Origin of the sequence: Kribbella sp. NPDC050459, from assembly GCF_040655315.1 — a bacterium.
Taxonomy (GTDB): domain Bacteria; phylum Actinomycetota; class Actinomycetes; order Propionibacteriales; family Kribbellaceae; genus Kribbella.
In genome coordinates this window covers 967,535-985,292 of the sequence record NZ_JBFAJQ010000003.1, presented here as the reverse complement: position 1 = coordinate 985,292, position 17,758 = coordinate 967,535, and the positions used below count along the sequence as shown (strand labels likewise).

The 17,758-nt window shown below is 70.9% G+C and carries 14 protein-coding genes and 2 riboswitches; of the genes, 9 read left to right on the top strand and 5 right to left on the bottom strand.

From position 1 onward, the window contains the following. The first annotated feature begins 7 nt into the window (after positions 1 to 7). On the top strand, positions 8 to 2,110 hold the full coding sequence (gene uvrB, locus AB0I12_RS15890) for an excinuclease ABC subunit UvrB (RefSeq protein ID WP_359929683.1): 2,103 nt from the start codon (positions 8 to 10) through the stop codon (positions 2,108 to 2,110). A 45-nt stretch (positions 2,111 to 2,155) separates the two neighbouring features. Here the strand turns inward: uvrB and AB0I12_RS15885 are convergent, their stop codons facing one another. Next, positions 2,156 to 3,064, bottom strand: a complete 909-nt coding sequence (locus tag AB0I12_RS15885; protein ID WP_359929681.1) for a carbon-nitrogen hydrolase family protein — start codon at positions 3,062 to 3,064, stop codon at positions 2,156 to 2,158. A gap of 93 nt (positions 3,065 to 3,157) precedes the next feature. Here AB0I12_RS15885 and AB0I12_RS15880 point away from each other — a divergent pair, with 93 nt between their 5' ends. Both AB0I12_RS15880 and AB0I12_RS15875 read left to right on the top strand, forming a co-directional pair. Next, positions 3,158 to 3,514 carry an MmcQ/YjbR family DNA-binding protein gene (locus tag AB0I12_RS15880; protein WP_359929679.1) on the top strand — a complete coding sequence of 119 codons (357 nt, stop codon included), beginning with the start codon at positions 3,158 to 3,160 and terminating at the stop codon, positions 3,512 to 3,514. Positions 3,515 to 3,792: 278 nt separating this feature from the next. Then, positions 3,793 to 4,932: a TerC family protein gene (locus AB0I12_RS15875; protein ID WP_359929677.1), complete on the top strand. Its 1,140-nt coding sequence runs from the start codon at positions 3,793 to 3,795 to the stop codon at positions 4,930 to 4,932. Positions 4,933 to 4,987: 55 nt separating this feature from the next. Here AB0I12_RS15875 and AB0I12_RS15870 read toward each other — a convergent pair whose 3' ends face one another. From AB0I12_RS15870 to AB0I12_RS15860, 3 genes are read right to left on the bottom strand one after another with little or no spacing between them, the layout of a single operon-like run. Next, the gene (locus AB0I12_RS15870) at positions 4,988 to 5,854 is read right to left on the bottom strand and encodes an NlpC/P60 family protein (RefSeq protein ID WP_359929676.1); all 867 of its coding nucleotides are present in this window, start codon (positions 5,852 to 5,854) and stop codon (positions 4,988 to 4,990) included. Then, positions 5,851 to 6,915, bottom strand: coding sequence for a dipeptide epimerase (locus AB0I12_RS15865; protein ID WP_359929674.1), 1,065 nt, complete (start codon positions 6,913 to 6,915; stop codon positions 5,851 to 5,853). The genes AB0I12_RS15870 and AB0I12_RS15865 overlap by 4 nt, the downstream gene beginning before the upstream one ends. Then, on the bottom strand, positions 6,912 to 7,739 hold the full coding sequence (locus tag AB0I12_RS15860; RefSeq protein WP_359929672.1) for a serine hydrolase: 828 nt from the start codon (positions 7,737 to 7,739) through the stop codon (positions 6,912 to 6,914). Before AB0I12_RS15860 ends, AB0I12_RS15865 begins: the two co-directional genes overlap by 4 nt. Before the next feature lie 44 nt (positions 7,740 to 7,783). Here AB0I12_RS15860 and AB0I12_RS15855 point away from each other — a divergent pair, with 44 nt between their 5' ends. From AB0I12_RS15855 to AB0I12_RS15845, 3 genes are read left to right on the top strand one after another with little or no spacing between them, the layout of a single operon-like run. After that, positions 7,784 to 8,704, top strand: a complete 921-nt coding sequence (locus AB0I12_RS15855) for a cobalamin biosynthesis protein (protein WP_359929670.1) — start codon at positions 7,784 to 7,786, stop codon at positions 8,702 to 8,704. Further along, a complete protein-coding gene (locus AB0I12_RS15850; protein WP_359929668.1) occupies positions 8,695 to 9,375 on the top strand; it encodes a phosphoglycerate mutase family protein in 681 nt (226 codons plus the stop codon). The genes AB0I12_RS15855 and AB0I12_RS15850 overlap by 10 nt, the downstream gene beginning before the upstream one ends. Continuing rightward, the gene (locus tag AB0I12_RS15845; protein WP_359929666.1) at positions 9,366 to 10,334 is read left to right on the top strand and encodes a DUF3500 domain-containing protein; all 969 of its coding nucleotides are present in this window, start codon (positions 9,366 to 9,368) and stop codon (positions 10,332 to 10,334) included. Before AB0I12_RS15850 ends, AB0I12_RS15845 begins: the two co-directional genes overlap by 10 nt. A gap of 3 nt (positions 10,335 to 10,337) precedes the next feature. Here the strand turns inward: AB0I12_RS15845 and AB0I12_RS15840 are convergent, their stop codons facing one another. Beyond that, entirely contained in the window at positions 10,338 to 10,763 is a 426-nt protein-coding gene (locus AB0I12_RS15840; RefSeq protein WP_359929664.1) for a hypothetical protein, read from the bottom strand. A gap of 58 nt (positions 10,764 to 10,821) precedes the next feature. Beyond that, positions 10,822 to 10,948, top strand: a riboswitch (cobalamin riboswitch). Between the two features lie 31 nt (positions 10,949 to 10,979). On the opposite strand from AB0I12_RS15840, the gene cobN reads away from it, so the two are divergent. From cobN to AB0I12_RS15825, 3 genes are all read left to right on the top strand, one after another. Then, positions 10,980 to 14,675, top strand: coding sequence for a cobaltochelatase subunit CobN (cobN, locus tag AB0I12_RS15835; RefSeq protein ID WP_359929662.1), 3,696 nt, complete (start codon positions 10,980 to 10,982; stop codon positions 14,673 to 14,675). A 12-nt stretch (positions 14,676 to 14,687) separates the two neighbouring features. Further along, complete coding sequence (gene surE / locus AB0I12_RS15830; RefSeq protein WP_359929660.1) at positions 14,688 to 15,443, top strand: 5'/3'-nucleotidase SurE; 756 nt, start codon at positions 14,688 to 14,690, stop codon at positions 15,441 to 15,443. Positions 15,444 to 15,525: 82 nt separating this feature from the next. Next, a riboswitch (cobalamin riboswitch) is annotated at positions 15,526 to 15,605 on the top strand. Positions 15,606 to 15,687: 82 nt separating this feature from the next. After that, complete coding sequence (locus AB0I12_RS15825) at positions 15,688 to 17,757, top strand: magnesium chelatase subunit D family protein (protein ID WP_359929658.1); 2,070 nt, start codon at positions 15,688 to 15,690, stop codon at positions 17,755 to 17,757. Position 17,758 lies beyond the last annotated feature (1 nt).

The following is a 17,758-nucleotide window of genomic DNA, read 5'->3' as shown; positions in this document are numbered from 1 at the left end:
GGGGGGCATGAGACAGGTCTCGGATCTCCAGCGGATGGTCGCCCCGCTGAAAGTGGTGTCGGACTTCGACCCGGCGGGTGACCAGCCCGCGGCGATCGCGGACCTCGAGCGACGTGTCAACGCCGGCGAGCAGGACGTCGTCCTGCTCGGCGCTACCGGCACGGGCAAGACCGCGACCATCGCCTGGCTGGCGGAGCGGATCCAGCGCCCGATGCTGATCCTGCAGCCGAACAAGACCCTCGCCGCCCAGTTCGCGAACGAGCTGCGCCAGTTCTTCCCCGACAACGCCGTCGAGTACTTCGTGTCGTACTACGACTACTACCAGCCCGAGGCGTATGTCCCGCAGACGGACACCTACATCGAGAAGGACTCCTCGATCAACGAGGAGGTCGAGCGGCTGCGGCACTCGGCGACCTGGTCGCTGCTGACCCGCCGCGACGTGATCGTGGTCGCGACCGTCTCCTGCATCTACGGCCTGGGCTCCGCCGACGAGTACCTGAACCGCATGATCCACGTGAAGGTCGGCACCGAGATGGACCGCGACGGCCTGCTCCGCAAGCTCGTCGGCGTGCAGTACGCACGCAACGACCTGGCCGGCACCCGCGGCACGTTCCGGGTCCGCGGCGACACGCTCGAGGTGTTCCCGGTCTACCAGGAGCTCGCCGTCCGGGTGGAGTTCTTCGGCGACGAGATCGAGCGGGTGATGACGCTGCACCCGCTGACCGGCGAGGTGCTGTCCGAGGAGGACGAGGTCTACATCGGCGCCGCCACGCACTACGTGACCGCGCCGGAGAAGATGGAGCGGGCGATCACCTCGATCGAGGCCGAGCTCGCGGAGCGGCTGACCGAGCTCGAGCGCAACGGGCAGCTGCTGGAGGCGCAGCGGCTGCGGATGCGCACGACCTACGACATCGAGATGATGCGGCAGATCGGCACCTGCTCCGGGATCGAGAACTACTCGCGGCACACCGACGGCCGGGAGCCGGGGTCGGCGCCGCACTGCCTGCTGGACTACTTCCCGGAGGACTTCGTCCTCGTCATCGATGAGTCGCACGTGACCGTCCCGCAGATCGGCGGGATGTACGAGGGCGACATGTCGCGGAAGCGGACGCTCGTCGAGCACGGGTTCCGGCTGCCGTCGGCGATGGACAACCGGCCGCTGCGCTGGGAGGAGTTCCTGGAGCGGATCGGCCAGACCGTCTACCTGTCCGCCACCCCGGGGCAGTACGAGCAGGACAAGTCCGACGGGTTCGTCGAGCAGATCATCCGGCCGACCGGTCTGGTCGACCCCGAGGTGATCGTGAAGCCGACCAAGGGCCAGATCGACGACCTGATCCACGAGATCCGGGTCCGGGTCGAGCGCAACGAGCGGGTGCTGGTCACGACGCTGACCAAGAAGATGTCCGAGGACCTGACCGACTACCTGCTGGAGATGGGCATCCGGACCAGGTATCTGCACAGCGAGGTCGACACGCTCCGCCGGGTCGAGCTGCTGCGGGAGCTGCGGATGGGCGAGTTCGACGTGCTCGTCGGCATCAACCTGCTCCGGGAGGGCCTCGACCTGCCCGAGGTGTCGCTGGTCGCGATCCTGGACGCGGACAAGGAAGGCTTCCTGCGGTCGGGCCGGTCGCTGATCCAGACCATCGGACGGGCCGCGCGGAACGTGTCCGGCCAGGTGTTCATGTATGCCGACAAGATCACGCCGTCGATGGAGTTGGCGATCGACGAGACCAACCGGCGGCGCGCGAAGCAGATCGCGTACAACGAGGAGCACGGCGTCGACCCGCAGCCGCTGCGGAAGAAGATCGCCGACATCACCGACATGCTCGCCCGCGAGGACGCGGACACCGCCGAGCTGCTCGGCTCCGGCCGCACCCAGTCGCGTGGCAAGGCGCCGGTCCCGGGCGGCGGGAAGAAGGCGGGGGAGAAGGCGAAGGAGCTGGCCGGCGGCCTGCCGTCGTCGGACCTGGCCGACCTGATCCAGCAGCTCACCGACCAGATGCACAACGCCGCGGCCGAGCTGCAGTTCGAGGTGGCCGCCCGGTTCCGCGACGAGATCTCCGAGCTGAAGAAGGAGCTCCGCCAGATGACGAACGCCGGCGCGAAGTAGCGCCGGCGGTGCGGTGCGGTGCGGTGTGGTGCGCCGGGGCCGGCCTCAGCTCCGGCGTACGACGGTCCGGTGTGGCGATTCGTCGACGGTCAGCGTGAAGACGTCCGGCCGGGAGTAGTGCCCGACCGAGTCGAAGTCGAAGTACCCGCGGTCGAGCTCGGCGAGGTCGAGCTCCGCGAGCAGGACACCCTCGCCGGTGCGCAACGGGCCGGCGAGGATCTCGCCCAGCGGCGAGATGATCGTGCTGCCGCCGTTGATCAGCACGGTCTCGTCGCCGGTGTGGCCGGCGTCGTTGCGGGTGAAGTACTGATTCGCGCTGATCACGAAGCAGCGGCCCTCGAGCGCGATGTGCCGCATCGTCGCCTGCCACTGTTCGCGGTCGTCGACGGTCGGCGCGCACCACAGCTGCACGCCCTTCGCGTACATGGTCTGCCGGAACAGCGGCATGTAGTTCTCCCAGCAGATCGCGGCGCCCAGCACCCCGAAGTCCGTCCGGACCGCGGGCATCGTCGACCCGTCGCCCTGACCCCACAGGTACCGCTCGGCCGCGGTCGGCATCAGCTTGCGATGGTGGGCGACCAGCCCGGCGCCCGGATCGATGAACACCGCCGTGCAGTACAGCGTCCCGCCGTCGCGCTCGATCACCCCGGCGACGAGCTGAACGCCGACCTCGGCCGCGATCTCGGCCAGCCGCGCGACCTCCGGCCCGTCCAGCTCGACCGCGGCCTCCCGGTACCGCCGGAACAGCTCCCGGCCCTCCGGCGACCGCGACCCGACCGTGATGCCGAAGTCGAACCCCTTCGGGTAGCCGCCGAGAAACGCCTCCGGCAACACCACCAACCGCGCTCCGTCCGCCGCCGCCTCGCGGATCCACCGCTCCGCCTTCACGAGCGTCGCGGCCGTGTCGAACAGCACGGACCCAGCCTGCACCGCGGCCACCACAACAGAACCCATGCCGAGCAGCGTAGTTCCGTCCGGCCCGTCGTCCAGCCTCCTCCGCGGGTCGAGGTCCTGTCTGGTAATCCAGACAGGACCTAGTCTCCTGCTATGAAGCGGCTGGCCGATGGGGAGTTGCTCGGGTACTGCCTGAAGAAGCCCGGGGCGTGGCAGGACGAGCCGTGGGACGGGGACGTGGTGGCGAAGGTGGGGCCGAAAATCTTCGCGTTCCTCGGGGCCGGAAGCGTCGGGCTGAAGTGCGGGGCGAACCGGGAGGAGGCCGACGAGCTGGTGAACGCCTACCCGGACGACGTCGGCACGATGGCCTACATCGGCCGCTCCGGGTGGAACACCGTGCGGCTCGGCGGGGCGGTGCCGGACGACGAGATCCTGGAGCTGGTCGACGCGTCGTACGAGACCGTGGTGGCGAAGCTGCCCAAGCGGCAACGCCCGCCGGCGGGGAATTGATCGGCGGCCAATAGATCACGGGCTGCAACTATTCCCTGACCCGCCTGTGATCATTTCGACAGGCGGACACGGCGTCCTGGATTTGGAGTCTTGGACTTCCAGCCGTCAGAATGGTTCCGGAGAAGGGGAGTATTCCTTTCGCGGCGGCATCGTCATCACGGTCAGGGTTCGTCCCCGACCCGGTGCCTCCGGCGCTACGCCGGCTCGTGGACGATCACTCGGCGTGACGCGGAAGAGACCTTCGGAGTCGGTTTGTCGTCTGAGCTCCGGAGGATTCTGTGCACGTTGCTGACTATGTCTGGTACATCACCGTCGGCCTGCTGCTGGCGTTACTGGCGTTCGACGTCTTCGTGATCGGCCGCCGGCCGCACGAGCCGAGCACCCGCGAATCGGCCACGGCGATCGCGTTCTACATCGGCCTCGCGGTGATCTTCGGCCTCGGGGTGTGGTACTTCTCCGGCGGGCGGTACGCCGGGGAGTTCTTCGCCGGCTGGCTCACCGAGTACAGCCTGAGCGTCGACAACCTGTTCATCTTCTTGATCATCATGGCCAGGTTCGGCGTCCCGAGGAAGTTCCAGCAGACCGCGTTGCTGGTCGGCATCATCCTGGCGCTGGTGTTCCGCGGTGTCTTCATCGCGGTCGGCGCCGCGGCGATCAACCAGTTCTCGTGGATCTTCTACCTGTTCGGCGCGTTCCTGGTCTACACGGCGATCCACCTCGCCAAGCAGGGCGAGAACGATGACGACGACTACAAGGAGAACGCGGTCATCCGGTTCGCCAAGCGCCGGCTGAACGCGACCGACGAGTACAACGGCGTCAAGCTGACCGTGAAGAAGAACGGCAAGCGGCTCGTCACCCCGATGGCGATCGTGATCATCGCGCTCGGCACCACCGACCTGCTGTTCGCGCTCGACTCGATCCCGGCGATCTACGGCCTGACCCAGGAGCCGTTCCTGGTCTTCACCGCGAACGTCTTCGCGCTGATGGGTCTGCGGCAGCTGTACTTCCTGCTCGGTGACCTGCTCCGCCGCCTGGTGTACCTGTCGCTCGGCCTCTCGGTGGTGCTCGCGTTCATCGGCGTGAAGCTGGTGCTGCACGCGATGCACGTCAACGAGCTGCCGTTCATCAACGGCGGTCACCACATCGAGTGGGCACCGGAGATCCCGATCTGGGTCTCGCTCGGCTTCATCATCATCACGCTCGGCATCACGACGATCGCCAGCCTGCACAAGTCCCGCACGCTGCAGTCGGCGGAAGAGTCGACCGCCGCGGAGACGGCCACCGGGACGACCGAGGCGGGGGCTGCCGAGGCGAACGGCCAGACCCGGTCGGTCGACCAGGGCGAGCGGCCCCAGGACGCCGCCCGGGACGAGCAGGCCGACGAGTCGGCACCCGAGCTGCACCACAAGAACTCCTGACACCAAGCGAATCGCCCCGGACCGCGTCGGCGGTCCGGGGCGATCTGCTGTGTGCTCAGAAGCGGGCGGCAGTGACCAGCGTGGCGCGGCGGTCGTCGGAGAGTGCCTCGTTCTCCAGGCGCTTGCCGGTCTCGGACGCGTGCAGCATCCCGGTCGCGGACACGAACCCGACGTGGTGCACCCGCTTCCCGTCCCGCGCGAAGAAGTAGAGGTCACCCGGCCGCGCCTCGTCGATCGGGATGTTCGGCAGCGTGTCCGCCTGGTCGTGGGCGTCGCGCGGCGTCCGCAGACCGAGCACCCGGCTGACCGTGTGGATCAGCCCGGAGCAGTCCAGCCCGTACGCCGACGTACCGCCCCAGAGGTACTCCAGTCCGAGGAACTGCTCGCCGAGCCGCAGCCGGTCGTCGGCGGTGGACGGCTCGGACACGGACCGCAGGGCAGCGTCCGCCAGCCAGCCGGACCCGCCGTCGGGCGTCGCCACCCGCGTGTGCCCGTCGGCGTGCTCGTCGGAGGCGAGCACCGTGCCGAACGACAGCTCGGCGACCGGGCGGCCGCCGGGCTCGGCGAGCAGCGACGCCGTCGGTACGGCGATCGCGACCGGGTCGTTGGCGCTCTGCGGCAGCTCGCCGAGGTGGCTCGACGGAACCCAGCCCGGGTACCCGAGCTCGTCCTCGGACGACGGCTGCCAGGGCGCGAGGATCTCGGACCAGCCGTTGCGCTCCGAGCGCACCAGGACGGGCTCGGCGAACAGCAGCTGGGTCAGGGTCCGGCCGTGCAGGCCGAGCCGGGTCTCGGTGTCCATCGACCCCGCCCAGGCGGCGGCGTCGGGTTGTGCGGCGGTTGCCGGGGCGTCGATGTCGCGCGGCGCGTCCGGCGAGGTCCAGACCGTGCTGACCGGGACCTTGGTGGCGGCTAACTTCATGCGGTCAAGCCTGTCACGCCGAGTCCGGGAGCCGACGGCAGGTGGATCAGCGAGCCGTCATACCGGATCCCGCCGGTCACCGGCGGTTCACGCAGCCACCAGGCCGCGTCCAGGTCGTTGACCGCCGTCGTCGGGTACGCCGACACCAGCGCGGCCGCCGCGCCGACGCCGACGTGGCTCTCCATCATGCAGCCGACGATCGCGCCGAGCCCGTGTTCGCGGGCGAGCTCAAGCAGGGTCCGCGCCGGCGCCAGCCCGCCGCATTTCGCGAGCTTGACATTCACCAGGTCGGCCGCGCCCTGGCGGATCACGGCGACCAGGTCGCGGACGCCGTACACGGACTCGTCGGCGAGGATCGGCGTACTGACCCGGTCGGTCACCCAGGCCATGCCGTCGAGGTCGGCCGCGGCGACCGGCTGCTCGACGAGCTCGATCGCACAGCCGGCGTCCTCCAGCGCCCGGATCACGGTGACCGCGTCGCGCCGCGTCCAGCCCTGGTTCGCGTCGAGCCGCAGCCGCGGTTCGGGACCGATCGCCGAGCGGACCCGGCGGACGCGCTCGATGTCGCCGGCGGCGTCGGTGCCGACCTTGATCTTCAGAACGTCAAAGCCGTCCGCGACGCGTGCCTTCCCAGCGTCGGCCAGCGCGTCCGCGTCGCCGACCGACAGCGTCACGTCGGTCCGGACGACGTCGGTGGTCGACCCGAGGAACCCGTGCAGCGGCTGCCCGCGCCGCCGGGCCGCGAGGTCGTGCAGCGCGACGTCGACGGCGTCCTTCGCTCCGAAGTTGCCGACCGCGGCACGCTGTACGCGACGCAGCGCCTCGGTGAGGTCGTCGGGGCCGAGGCCGTCGAGCGCGGTGCTGATCGGGCCCTCGATACAGGCCTGGGAGCCGGCGAGCGAGTCGCCGGTCACCTTCCAGACCTGGGGCGCCTCGCCCCAGCCGCTGAGTTCGCCGTCGCTGATCTCGACCAGCAGCGACTCGACGTGGGTGGCCGTCCGCAGGGCCGTGACGAACGGCGTGTGCAGCGGCGCCGAGACCAGGTGGGTGGTGATCTTCACCGCGCTGCCTCCAGGTCGTGCCGGTGGTCCCAGGCCTCGAGCGCGATCGAGGCGATCAGCTTCTGCGCGTCGCTGTCGGGCAGCTCCGACGTCGTACAGACGACCAGCACGAACGGGTCGGCGTCCTCGGGGCGGACGATGCCGCCGTCGTGCCGGATCCGGGTGTCCCAGCCGTTCTTGTGCTCGACGCGGGTGCCTTTCGGCAGCAGCGCGGGGATCTCGCCGTTCCACTGGTTGCCGGCCAGCAGCTCGCGCAGATAGTCGGCGGACTCGCCCTGCTGGTTGCCCACCGCAACGAGCACGCCGGCCATCCCGGCCGGGCTCATCAGGTTGCTGATCCCGGCCCGCGCGGCGGGGACGTCGTCGATACCGCGCTGGATCCTGGACTCGGGCGCGGGCGAGCTGGGCAGTGTCGCCGCGGCCAGCTCGGCGTGGGCGGCGGCGATACCGACCTGTTCGAGCACGAGGTCGGTCGCGAGGTTGCTGGACCGGGTGATCATCTCGGTCGCCAGCCAGTCCAGCGGCACCTTCTTGCCGAGCTGCTCCCAGGTCTTCGGCGCCTCGTCCTCCTCCGGGTTCACCCCGAACCGGCCGCCGCCCGCGGACGCGAAGTCGTTGTGCACCGCCACCGGCTGGGAGATCGACAGCTCACCGGCGTCGACCTTGCGCAGCATCGCCATCGCCACCGGCAGCTTCATCGTGCTCGCGGAGTAGTGCGCTCGCTCCGCCTCGTGCACGAACACCGGCGTACCGTCCAGCCGGCCCAGCCAGACCCCGAACTCCCCGCTCCCGTCGACCCGCCGGAGCAGCTCCGCGATTCCCATGCCGCTCACCCAATCACAGCCAGGGACCTGGCAGACTGCCGAGGGTGTCACGGGCTCTTGGACTTCTGCTTGGCTTCGCGGCCGACCGTCTTCTCGGCGATCCGCGCCGGTACCACCCGGTTGCCGGATTCGGTCGTGCTGCCGCTCGGATGGAGAAGCAGTTGTACGCCGACTCGCGTCGCCGCGGCACCGGGTACACGGCTGTTCTCGTAGGTGGCACCGCAATCCTGGGGCTCGCGGTCGAGCGGGCTACCCGGAAGCATCCGATCCTGCACACCGCGGCCACGGCGGCCGCCACCTGGACCGTCCTCGGCGCCCGCAGCCTGGAGCGCGAGGCCGAGACGATGGCCGGGTTGCTGGAGGAGAAGGACATCCCGGGCGCCCGCGATCGCCTCAGCCATCTCTGCGCCCGGGACGCCACCGACCTGGAAGCCGACGAGCTGGCCCGCGCCACCGTCGAGTCGATCGCCGAAAACACCTCGGACGCGTGCGTGGCCCCGCTGCTGTGGGGCGGTGCGCTCGGCGTCCCCGGCCTGCTCGGGTACCGCGCGGCCAACACGCTCGACGCGATGGTCGGCTACAAGTCACCGAAGTACCTCAACTTCGGGTGGGCGTCGGCGCGGCTGGACGACGTACTCAACCTGCTCCCGGCGCGGGCGTGTGCGGCGCTGACCGGACTCGCGGCCGGACGGGTCCAGGACACCGTCCGGGTCTGGCGGCGGGATGCCCCGAAGCATCCGAGCCCGAACGCCGGGCCGGTCGAGGCGGCGTTCGCGGGAGCGCTCGGTCTGACGCTCGGCGGCACCAACAGCTACGGCAGCTACGCGGAGGACCGCGGCACGCTGGGTGACGGCCCGGCGCCGACGGTCGCCGACGTGCGCCGTACGGCGGAACTCGCGCGGCGGGTCGGGATCGCCGCCGTGTGCCTTGCGGCCGTACTCGGGAAGGGGAGGCGATGGATCTGAGCCGCCGGCCGGTGCGGATCGCGTTGATCCGGCACGGCGAGTCCGAGGCGAACCTGGACAAGACGGTCTACGAGCGGACCCCTGACCATGCGGTCCCGTTGACCCCGGTGGGCCATGAGCAGGCCGCCAAGGCGGGGCGGGAGTTGCGGGAGCTGTTCGAGAACGAGCCAGTCCGCGTGTACGTCTCGCCGTACCTGCGCGCCCGGCAGACGCTGGACTCGCTCGGGTTGGACGACCTGATCGAGCTGCCGCGGGAGGAGCCGCGGCTGCGGGAGCAGGACTGGGCGAACCTGCAGGACACCGAGGACATCGAACGGCAGGAGAAGCTCCGCGACTCGTTCGGGCACTTCTTCTACCGGTTCACCCACGGTGAGTCGGGCTCGGACGTGTACGACCGGGTGTCGACGTTCCTGGAGACGATGCACCGCGACTTCGAGAGCGTGGACGCCCCGCGCAACGTGCTGCTGGTCTCGCACGGCCTGACCATGCGGCTGTTCTGTATGCGGTGGTTCCATTGGTCGGTGCGGTTCTTCGAGTCGCTGCGGAACCCGGGGAACGCCGAAACACGCGTCCTGCTGCGGCAGCCGGATTTCCGGTACAAGCTGGACCGGCCGTTCGAACAGTGGACCACCTACGAACCGACGGAACGGGAGCGATCGGCATGGTTGTAGCGCAGACGCGGGACACGGTTCTCGAGTTGCTGGCGAGCCTGACACCGGAGCAGGCCGGCAAGATCCGCGCACCCTTCGACACCCCGGACCACAAGCAGTGGACGTACCTGCCGGGACCTGTGCCGGGCCTTGCCCTGACCGAGCTGACGTCGGCGCAGCAGCAGCTCGTGGAGCGGCTGGTCGCGACCGGGTGCAGCGAGCGCGGGACGGCCGACGTCTGGGCGGTTCTCGACGCCGAGATCGTGGTCCGCGGGCTGCCGGACCTGCCGCCGTCGGGGGAGTGGGAAGGCGCGACCGTCGCCGACCGGTACTTCCTGCGCGTGCTCGGGGACCCGAACGGCACGGAGCCGTGGGCCTGGCGGCTGAACGGTCACCACCTGGCACTGCACGTGACGGTCGTGGACGGAGCGATCGCGTTCACACCACAGTTCCTCGGGTCGAACCCGGCCGAGGTGCTGACCGGGCCGCAGGCCGGGCGGCGGTTCCTGGCCACGGAGCAGGACCTGGGCTTCCAGCTGCTGCACGCACTGGAGCCTGGACAGCTGGAGGTCGCATTGGTCTCGCCGGACGCGCCCGACGACATCCTGACCCGGCACGACCCAGTGGCCGACGCGTCACTCCTGCACCGCGGCCTCGCGTACGGCGACATGACCGAGGACCAGCGCCAGCTCCTCAGCCTCCTCATCGGCCAGTACGTCGGCCGCGCCGCCGGGCCGATCGGCCTGCAGACCTGGCAGGACATCACCGAGCACGGCATCGAGCGCCTGACGTTCGCCTGGGCCGGCGAAACCCAGCCCGGCATCGGCCACCGCCACTACTACTCGATCGCGGGTCCCACGTTCCTCGCCGAGTACGACAACACCCAGGACAACGCCAACCACATCCACTCGGTCTGGCGCGACCTACGCAACGACTGGGGCACCGACCTCCTGGCTGCCCACTACGCCATGCACCGCTAGAACTCACCAGAGCCGGCGCTGACCTTCGGCGAGGCCGAACTCTCCGAGTTCGACGTCCCGCCGAAGGCGCCGGCGGCGGTACGGCGCGACGATGCTCAGCACGATCCCGTCCCGGTGCTCCGCCTCCACCTGGATCCCATCGGGCCACCCGTCGCCGCCGAGCCGCACGTCAGCAACCACCGCGGCCGCTGCTATGTCGTCCCGCCGCTCCCGCAGACTGCCCCACAGCAGGTCGATCATCCGGAGCGCATCGGCCTTCTCACCGAGCATCTCGATCGAGATCGGGTCACCGTCCGCCGCGCTGACCGCGAACGGCAGGAAGCCCCCTCGCTTCGCCACGTGCTGCACCGCGAGCTGGAGGGCAGTGTCGAACAGGTCGTCGAGCGTCTGCTGGGCCTCGTCCGAGGCGGTGTCACGCCAGGAGTTCACAGGTTTCGCGCTTTCGTGAGGTGATCTGAACCGCACCCTGCCAGGCCCATGGACCGAGTCGGGTCGGATAGAGTCGCGACGTCATTCGACGGCATCAGCAGGAACCCGGTGTGAGTCCGGGGCGGTCCCGCCACTGTGACCCCGTCAGGGGGAGTCAGGAACTGCCGCCGTCGTACCTGGAGTCGGGGCGTGGATACCCCGGGAAGGACTCTGCGCGTGCCTGCGAATCTTCTGCTGCTGTCTACTGCTGATACCGACCTGTTGGCTGCTGCGGAGGCGGGCGCGGGGTGGGCGGTGGCCAACCCGGCTCGGCTGGATCCGGTGGCGCTGGGGCCGCTGCTCGACGACGCTGCGGTCGTCGTCGTTCGGCTGCTCGGCGGGCGCCGGGCGTGGGAGGACGGGCTGGACACGGTCCTCGCTGCGGGCAAGCCGACGGTGGTTGTGAGCGGTGAGGCCGCGCCGGACGCCGAGCTGATGTCGTTGTCGACCGTCCCGGCCGGGGCGGTCACCGAGGCGCTGGCCTATCTTCGCGAGGGTGGCGCGGACAACCTCCGCAACCTGGCCGGCTTCCTGCGGGACACGCTGCTGCTGACCGGCGACGAGTTCGAGCCGCCGCGCGCGCTCCCGGCGTACGGCGTGCGCGGGACGTACGCCGAGGACGGGCGTCCCGTGGTCGGCATCGTGTACTACCGCGCACACGAGATCTCCGGGAACACCGCCTTCGTGGACGCGCTCGCGGCCGCGGTCGACGCGGCCGGCGCTCAGCCGCTGCCCGTGTACTGCGGGACGCTCCGCGGGCTCGACCCGACGTCGCCCGACAACGCCGGGCTGTTCGAGTTGCTGCGCAAGTGCGACGTACTCGTCACGACGCTGCTCGCGGCCGGCGGATCGGTCGCGGCCGACGCGAGCGCGGGTGGCTCGGACGACGCGTGGGACGCCGGTGCGCTGGCCTCGCTCGACATTCCGTTGATCCAGGGCCTGGCGCTGACGTCGACGCGCGAGCAGTGGGTGGACAGCGATGCGGCCGTCAGCCCGCTGGACGCGGCGACCCAGGTGGCGATCCCGGAGTTCGACGGGCGGCTGATCACGATCCCGTTCTCGTTCAAGTCGTACGACGCCGACGGCCTGGCCCGCTACGCGCCGGATGCGGAGCGGTGCGCGCGGCTGGCCGGTATCGCGGTCGCGCACGCGCGGCTGCGGCACATTCCGCCGGCCGAGAAGCGGATCGCGCTGGTGCTGTCGTCCTACCCGACCAAGCACGCCCGGATCGGGAACGCGGTCGGGCTGGACACGCCGGCGTCGGCGGTCGTGCTGCTCGGCCAGCTGCAAGAGGCCGGGTACGACCTGGGCGGCATCGACGTCAGCGAGCTTGAAGGCGATGGGCTGATCCACCAGCTGATCGCGGCGGGCGGCCACGACGTCGACTGGCTGACCGACGAGCAGCTCGCCAACGCGGTCGCCAAGGTTCCGCTGTCCACGTACGCCCGCTGGTTCGGCGGCGTACCCGAGTCGTTGCGGACGGCAATGACCGAGGCGTGGGGGGAGGCGCCGGGGGAGCTGTACGTCGACACGTCCGGCGCGGAGCCCGCGATCGCGCTGGCCGCGTTGCGGTTCGGGAATGTCGTGCTGATGATCCAGCCGCCGCGCGGCTTCGGCGAGAACCCGGTGGCGATCTACCACGATCCGGACATGGCGCCGTCGCACCACTACCTCGCCGCGTACCGCTGGCTGGAGGCGCCGGCCGACGAGGGCGGGTTCGGCGCGCAGGCCGTCGTACACCTCGGGAAGCACGGCACGCTGGAATGGCTGCCGGGCAAGGGGATCGGGATGGCGGCCGGCTGCGCGCCGGACGCGGTGCTCGGGAACCTGCCGATGATCTACCCGTTCATCGTCAACGACCCCGGCGAGGGGACGCAGGCGAAGCGGCGGGCGCACGCGACGGTCGTCGACCATCTGGTGCCGCCGATGGCGCGGGCCGAGACGTACGGCGACATGGCGAAGCTGGAGTACCTGCTCGACGAGTACGCGACGGTGCAGGCGCTCGACCCGGAGAAGGTGCCGACGCTGCGGGCGCAGATCTGGACGCTGATCCAGGCGGCGCAGCTGCACCACGACCTGCACACCGCGGAGAAGCCGGAGGACGACGACTTCGACGAGTTCGTGCTGCATCTGGACGGGTATCTGTGCGAGATCAAGGACGTGCAGATTCGCGACGGGCTGCATGTGCTGGGTGGTGCGCCGGTGGGTGCGGCGCGGGTCAACCTGGTGCTCGCCGTACTGCGGGCTCGGCAGCTGTGGGGCGGGTCGTACTCGATTCCTGGGCTGCGGGCTGCTCTCGGGTCGGCCTTCGGAGTGGACGAGGCCGAGTTGCTGGCCAACCCGGGGCCGGCGGCCAACCTGACCGATCTGGCCACCCTCGCGGACCTGCCGGCGGTGACCGGGGCCGACGGCGTGGACATCCTGGAGGCTGTCGCGCGGAAGCTGGTGCTCGGGATGGAAACGCTGAGCTGGGACGCGACGAAGGTTCCGGTGGTGGTCGCCGAGGTGCTGGCCCGGGACTGCCCCGAGGTCGAGGCGTCGCTGACCTTTGCGGCGACCGAGGTTGTGCCGCGGCTCGCGCGGACGCCGGATGAGCTGGGGAACGTGCTGCGGGCGCTGGACGGGCGGTTCGTGGAGGCCGGGCCTTCGGGGTCGCCCACGCGCGGACTGGTCAACGTGCTGCCGACAGGTCGCAACTTCTACGCCGTGGACCCGAAGGCGATCCCGAGCCGTAACGCCTGGGACGTCGGAGTCGCGCTGGCCGACTCGCTGCTGGCGCGGCACCAGGCCGAGACCGGGGAATGGCCGCGGTCCGTGGGCCTCACCGTCTGGGGTACGTCGGCGATGCGCACGCAGGGCGACGACCTCGCCGAGGTGCTCTGGCTGCTCGGCTGCCGGCCGGTCTGGGACGACGCGTCCCGCCGCGTCACGAGCTTCGAGGTGGTCGGCCTGGAGGAGCTCGGCCGGCCGCGGATCGACGTGACGATCCGGATCTCCGGCTTCTTCCGGGACGCCTTCCCGCATGTCGTCGCGCTGCTCGACGAGGCGGTCCGTACGGTCGCCGCCCTCGACGAGTCGCCGGCGGACAACTTCCTCAAGGCGCACGTGGACAGCGATGTTGCGGCGGGCAACGACGTACGGCAGGCGACGGCCCGCGTGTTCGGCTCCAAGCCCGGGTCGTACGGCGCCGGCCTGCTGCCGCTCGTCGACGCCCGGAACTGGCGCACCGACGCCGAGCTGGCCGAGGTGTACGCGGTGTGGGGCGGGTACGCGTACGGCAAGGACCTGGACGGCGCCGAGGCCCGCGGCTCGATGGAGCGCGCGTACGCCCGGATCCAGGTGGCGGCGAAGAACGCGGACACCCGCGAGCACGACATCATGGACTCCGACGACTACTTCCAGTACCACGGCGGCATGATCGCGATGGTCCGGCACCTCACCGGCGCCAACCCGAAGGCGTACGTCGGCGACTCCGCGGTCCCCGCGCAGGTGAAGACCCGGACGCTCGAGGAGGAGGCCAAGCGGGTCTTCCGCGCCCGCGTGGTGAACCCGCGGTGGATGGCCGCGATGCGGCGGCACGGGTACAAGGGCGCGTTCGAGATGGCCGCGACGGTCGACTACCTGTTCGGGTACGACGCGACCGCGGGTGTGGTCGACGACTGGATGTACGAGTCGCTGACCACGCAGTACGTCGCCGATCCGGAGATGGCCGAGTTCTTCCGGACGTCGAACCCGTGGGCGCGGCACGGTATCGCGGAGCGCCTCCTCGAGGCCGCCCAGCGCGGCCTGTGGGCGGAGCCGTCGGCGGATGCGCTCGAGACGCTACGCAACGCAGTCCTTGAGACGGAAGGTGACATCGAGGACCGCGCCTGATTGGGTAGAGACATGCCGCGAGTCCTGATCACGAACGACGACGGTTACCGCGCTCCAGGCATCCGGGCGCTCGCGCCGGCGATCGCCGAGCTCGGGTACGACGTACTCGTGGTGGCCCCGATGCTCGACGAGAGCGGCGTCGGATCGGCCCGCGCTGGGATGGTCGGGCGGCCGGTCCGGACCGCGTCCGACGTGGAGAACGGCGTCACGTTCATCGGCATCGAGGGCACCCCGGCGCAGGCGGTGACGATGGCGCAGGCCGGTTCGTTCGGGCCGGCGCCGGACCTGGTGCTGTCGGGCATCAACCGCGGGCTGAACATCGGCGTGTCGATCTTCCACTCGGGCACCGTCGCGGCGGCGCTGACCGCGGCCGAGACCGGTACGTCGGCGGTCGCCGTCAGCATCGACTCCGAGAACCCGGCGCACTGGCCGACCGCGGCGACGATCGCCGGCGAGGCGCTCGGGTGGATCGCGGACGAGCCGGGCGGGACGGTGCTGACGATCAACGTCCCGGACCGCCCGCTGGAACAGTTGGCCGGCGTCCGGCACGCGTCGCTGGCCGTGCCCCGGCGTACCCGGCTGGTCGGTGCGACCGCTCCGACGGGCGAGCCGATGATCGTCGTCGAGCGCACCCAGGCCACCCCGGTCCCGGGCACCGACGAGGCGTTCCTCGCCGAGGGTTTCGTCACCGTCACACCGATCGTCGGCATCCGCGAGGTCAGGGACGACGCAGCCGCGACAGCGCTCGCCAAACGCCTGACGCACTGAAGCCGTACGTGGTGAGGACCACGTGACCGGGGTGCGTCGTGGGGCGCGTGGGTGTGCCATGATCGGGCCGACGAGTGTGGAGGAACACCGGTGACCAGCGTGCTGGGAGTCCGGGGCGGTCCCGCCACTGTGACCAGGGTCTGATCCCTGGAAGCCAGGACATCCGCGGTCGTCCGCCGGGCTGCCGGCGTACCAGTGCCGTAGCGGGCGTGGACACCCGCTCGACGAAAGGGATCCACCGCCGATGCGGTCCGTGCGTTCGACCAGCTTCCCGTTCACCGCGATCGTCGGGATGGACGATCTCCAGCTCGCGCTGATCCTGGCGGCGATCTCGCCGGCCATCGGCGGGGTGCTGATCCGCGGCGAGAAGGGGACGGCGAAGTCGACCGCCGTCCGCGCCCTCACCGAGGTCCTGCCGCCCGTGGACGTCGTCGCCGGCTGCCGGTTCTCGTGCGATCCCGACCACCCGGATCCCGCCTGCCCGGACGGTCCGCACACCGGGGAGCGGTCCGTGCGGGCAGCGCGGCTGGTCGAGCTGCCGGTCGGCGCGACCGAGGACCGGGTGCTGGGCTCGCTGCACCTGGAGAAGGCGCTCGCCGAGGGCGTCACGGCGTACGAGCCCGGGCTGCTCGCCGCGGCGCATCGCGGACTGCTGTACGTCGACGAGGTCAACCTGCTCCACGATCACCTGGTCGACGTACTCCTGGACGCCGCCGCGATGGGGCGGGCGACGGTCGAGCGCGACGGCGTCTCGGTCACGCACCCGGCGCGGTTCGTGCTCGTCGGCACGATGAACCCGGAGGAGGGCGAGCTGCGGCCGCAGCTCCTCGACCGGTTCGGGCTGACCGTCGACGTGGTCGCCAGCCGGGATCCCGCCGTCCGCGTGGAGGTGATGCGCGCGCGGCTCACCTACGAGGCGGACCCGGAGACCTTCACGGCCCGGCACGACGGCCCGCAGCGGGAACTGGCCGAGCGGATCGTGAAGGCGCGCGACCTGCTGCCCGAGGTGATCCTGACCGACTCCGCGCTCCGCCAGATCGCCGAGATCTGCGCGTCGTTCGACGTCGACGGGATGCGCGCCGACCTTGTCACCGCCCGCACCGCCGTCGCCCACGCCGCGTGGTCCGGTCGCACCGTTGTCGAGGTCGACGACGTCCGCGCCGCCGCCAAACTCTCCCTGCCGCACCGCCGCCGCCGGAACCCCTTCGACGCCCCCGGCCTGGACGACCAGCAGCTGGAAGAGGCCATCAACAACAGCACCCCACCCACCGACCCCGACGACGACCCACCCCACCCGGACGACCCCGGTCCGGGCGGACAGGGTTCGGACGGTGGCCAGGACGGCGTGAGTCCTTCCGGCCAGGCTGATCCGGCGAACCGGTCGGCCGAGGTGGACTCGGATCACCTCCGTGACGGCACGCCCTCGGGCGCATCTTCGGATGGTGAGGAGGCGGTCGCCGGTTCGGCACCGAGCGGCGAGGTTGTGGGCGCCTCTGCGCCCTACAAGGCCCGTCTGCTGAGCGTGCAGAGCGCCGGTGCCGGGGTCGCCGGGCGGCGAGGACGGGCGATCACCGAGGTCGGTCGCGTGGTGGGAGACCGCGCCCGGGTGGGTCGCGAAGCCGGACGGCCGCACATGCTGGGGACCGTGCGCGCCGCGGCGCCGCACCAGAACGTTCGCGGGCGCAGCGGTCCCGGGCTGGTGGTCCGCGCGACCGACGTACGGCTGGCGGTGCGCGAAGGGCGTGAGGGGAACCTCGTGCTGTTCTGCGTCGACGCCTCCGGCTCGATGGGGACGAAGAAGCGGATGACCGAGGTGAAGACCGCGATCGTCTCGCTGCTCCTCGACGCCTACCAGCGCCGCGACACCGTCGGCCTGGTCACGTTCGCCGGCGCCACGGCGACGGTCGCGCTGCCGCCGACGGGCAGCGTCGAGACCGCCGTACGACGGCTCGAGTCGCTCCCGACCGGCGGCCGCACACCGCTGGCCGAAGGGCTGGTGCAGGCGGCCGAGGTGCTGCGGATCGCCGCGATCCGGGACCCGCGCCGGCGGCCGCTCCTGGTGCTCGTCACCGACGGCCGCGCCACCCACGGCGACAACGCGTTCGCCCGCGCCCGCCAGGCCGCCGGCTGGCTCGCGGACCGCGGTGTCGCCACTGTCGTGGTCGACTGTGAGCCGCACCGCGGCGTCCGGCTCGGTCTCGCGGCGGAGCTCGCCGCGGACCTCCGGGCGGAGTACCTCGACCTTGGCGACGTTGCTGCCGGCAACCTCGTCCGCGCGGTCGCCGAACGAGTAGCAGTACGGAAGGCGGCCTGAC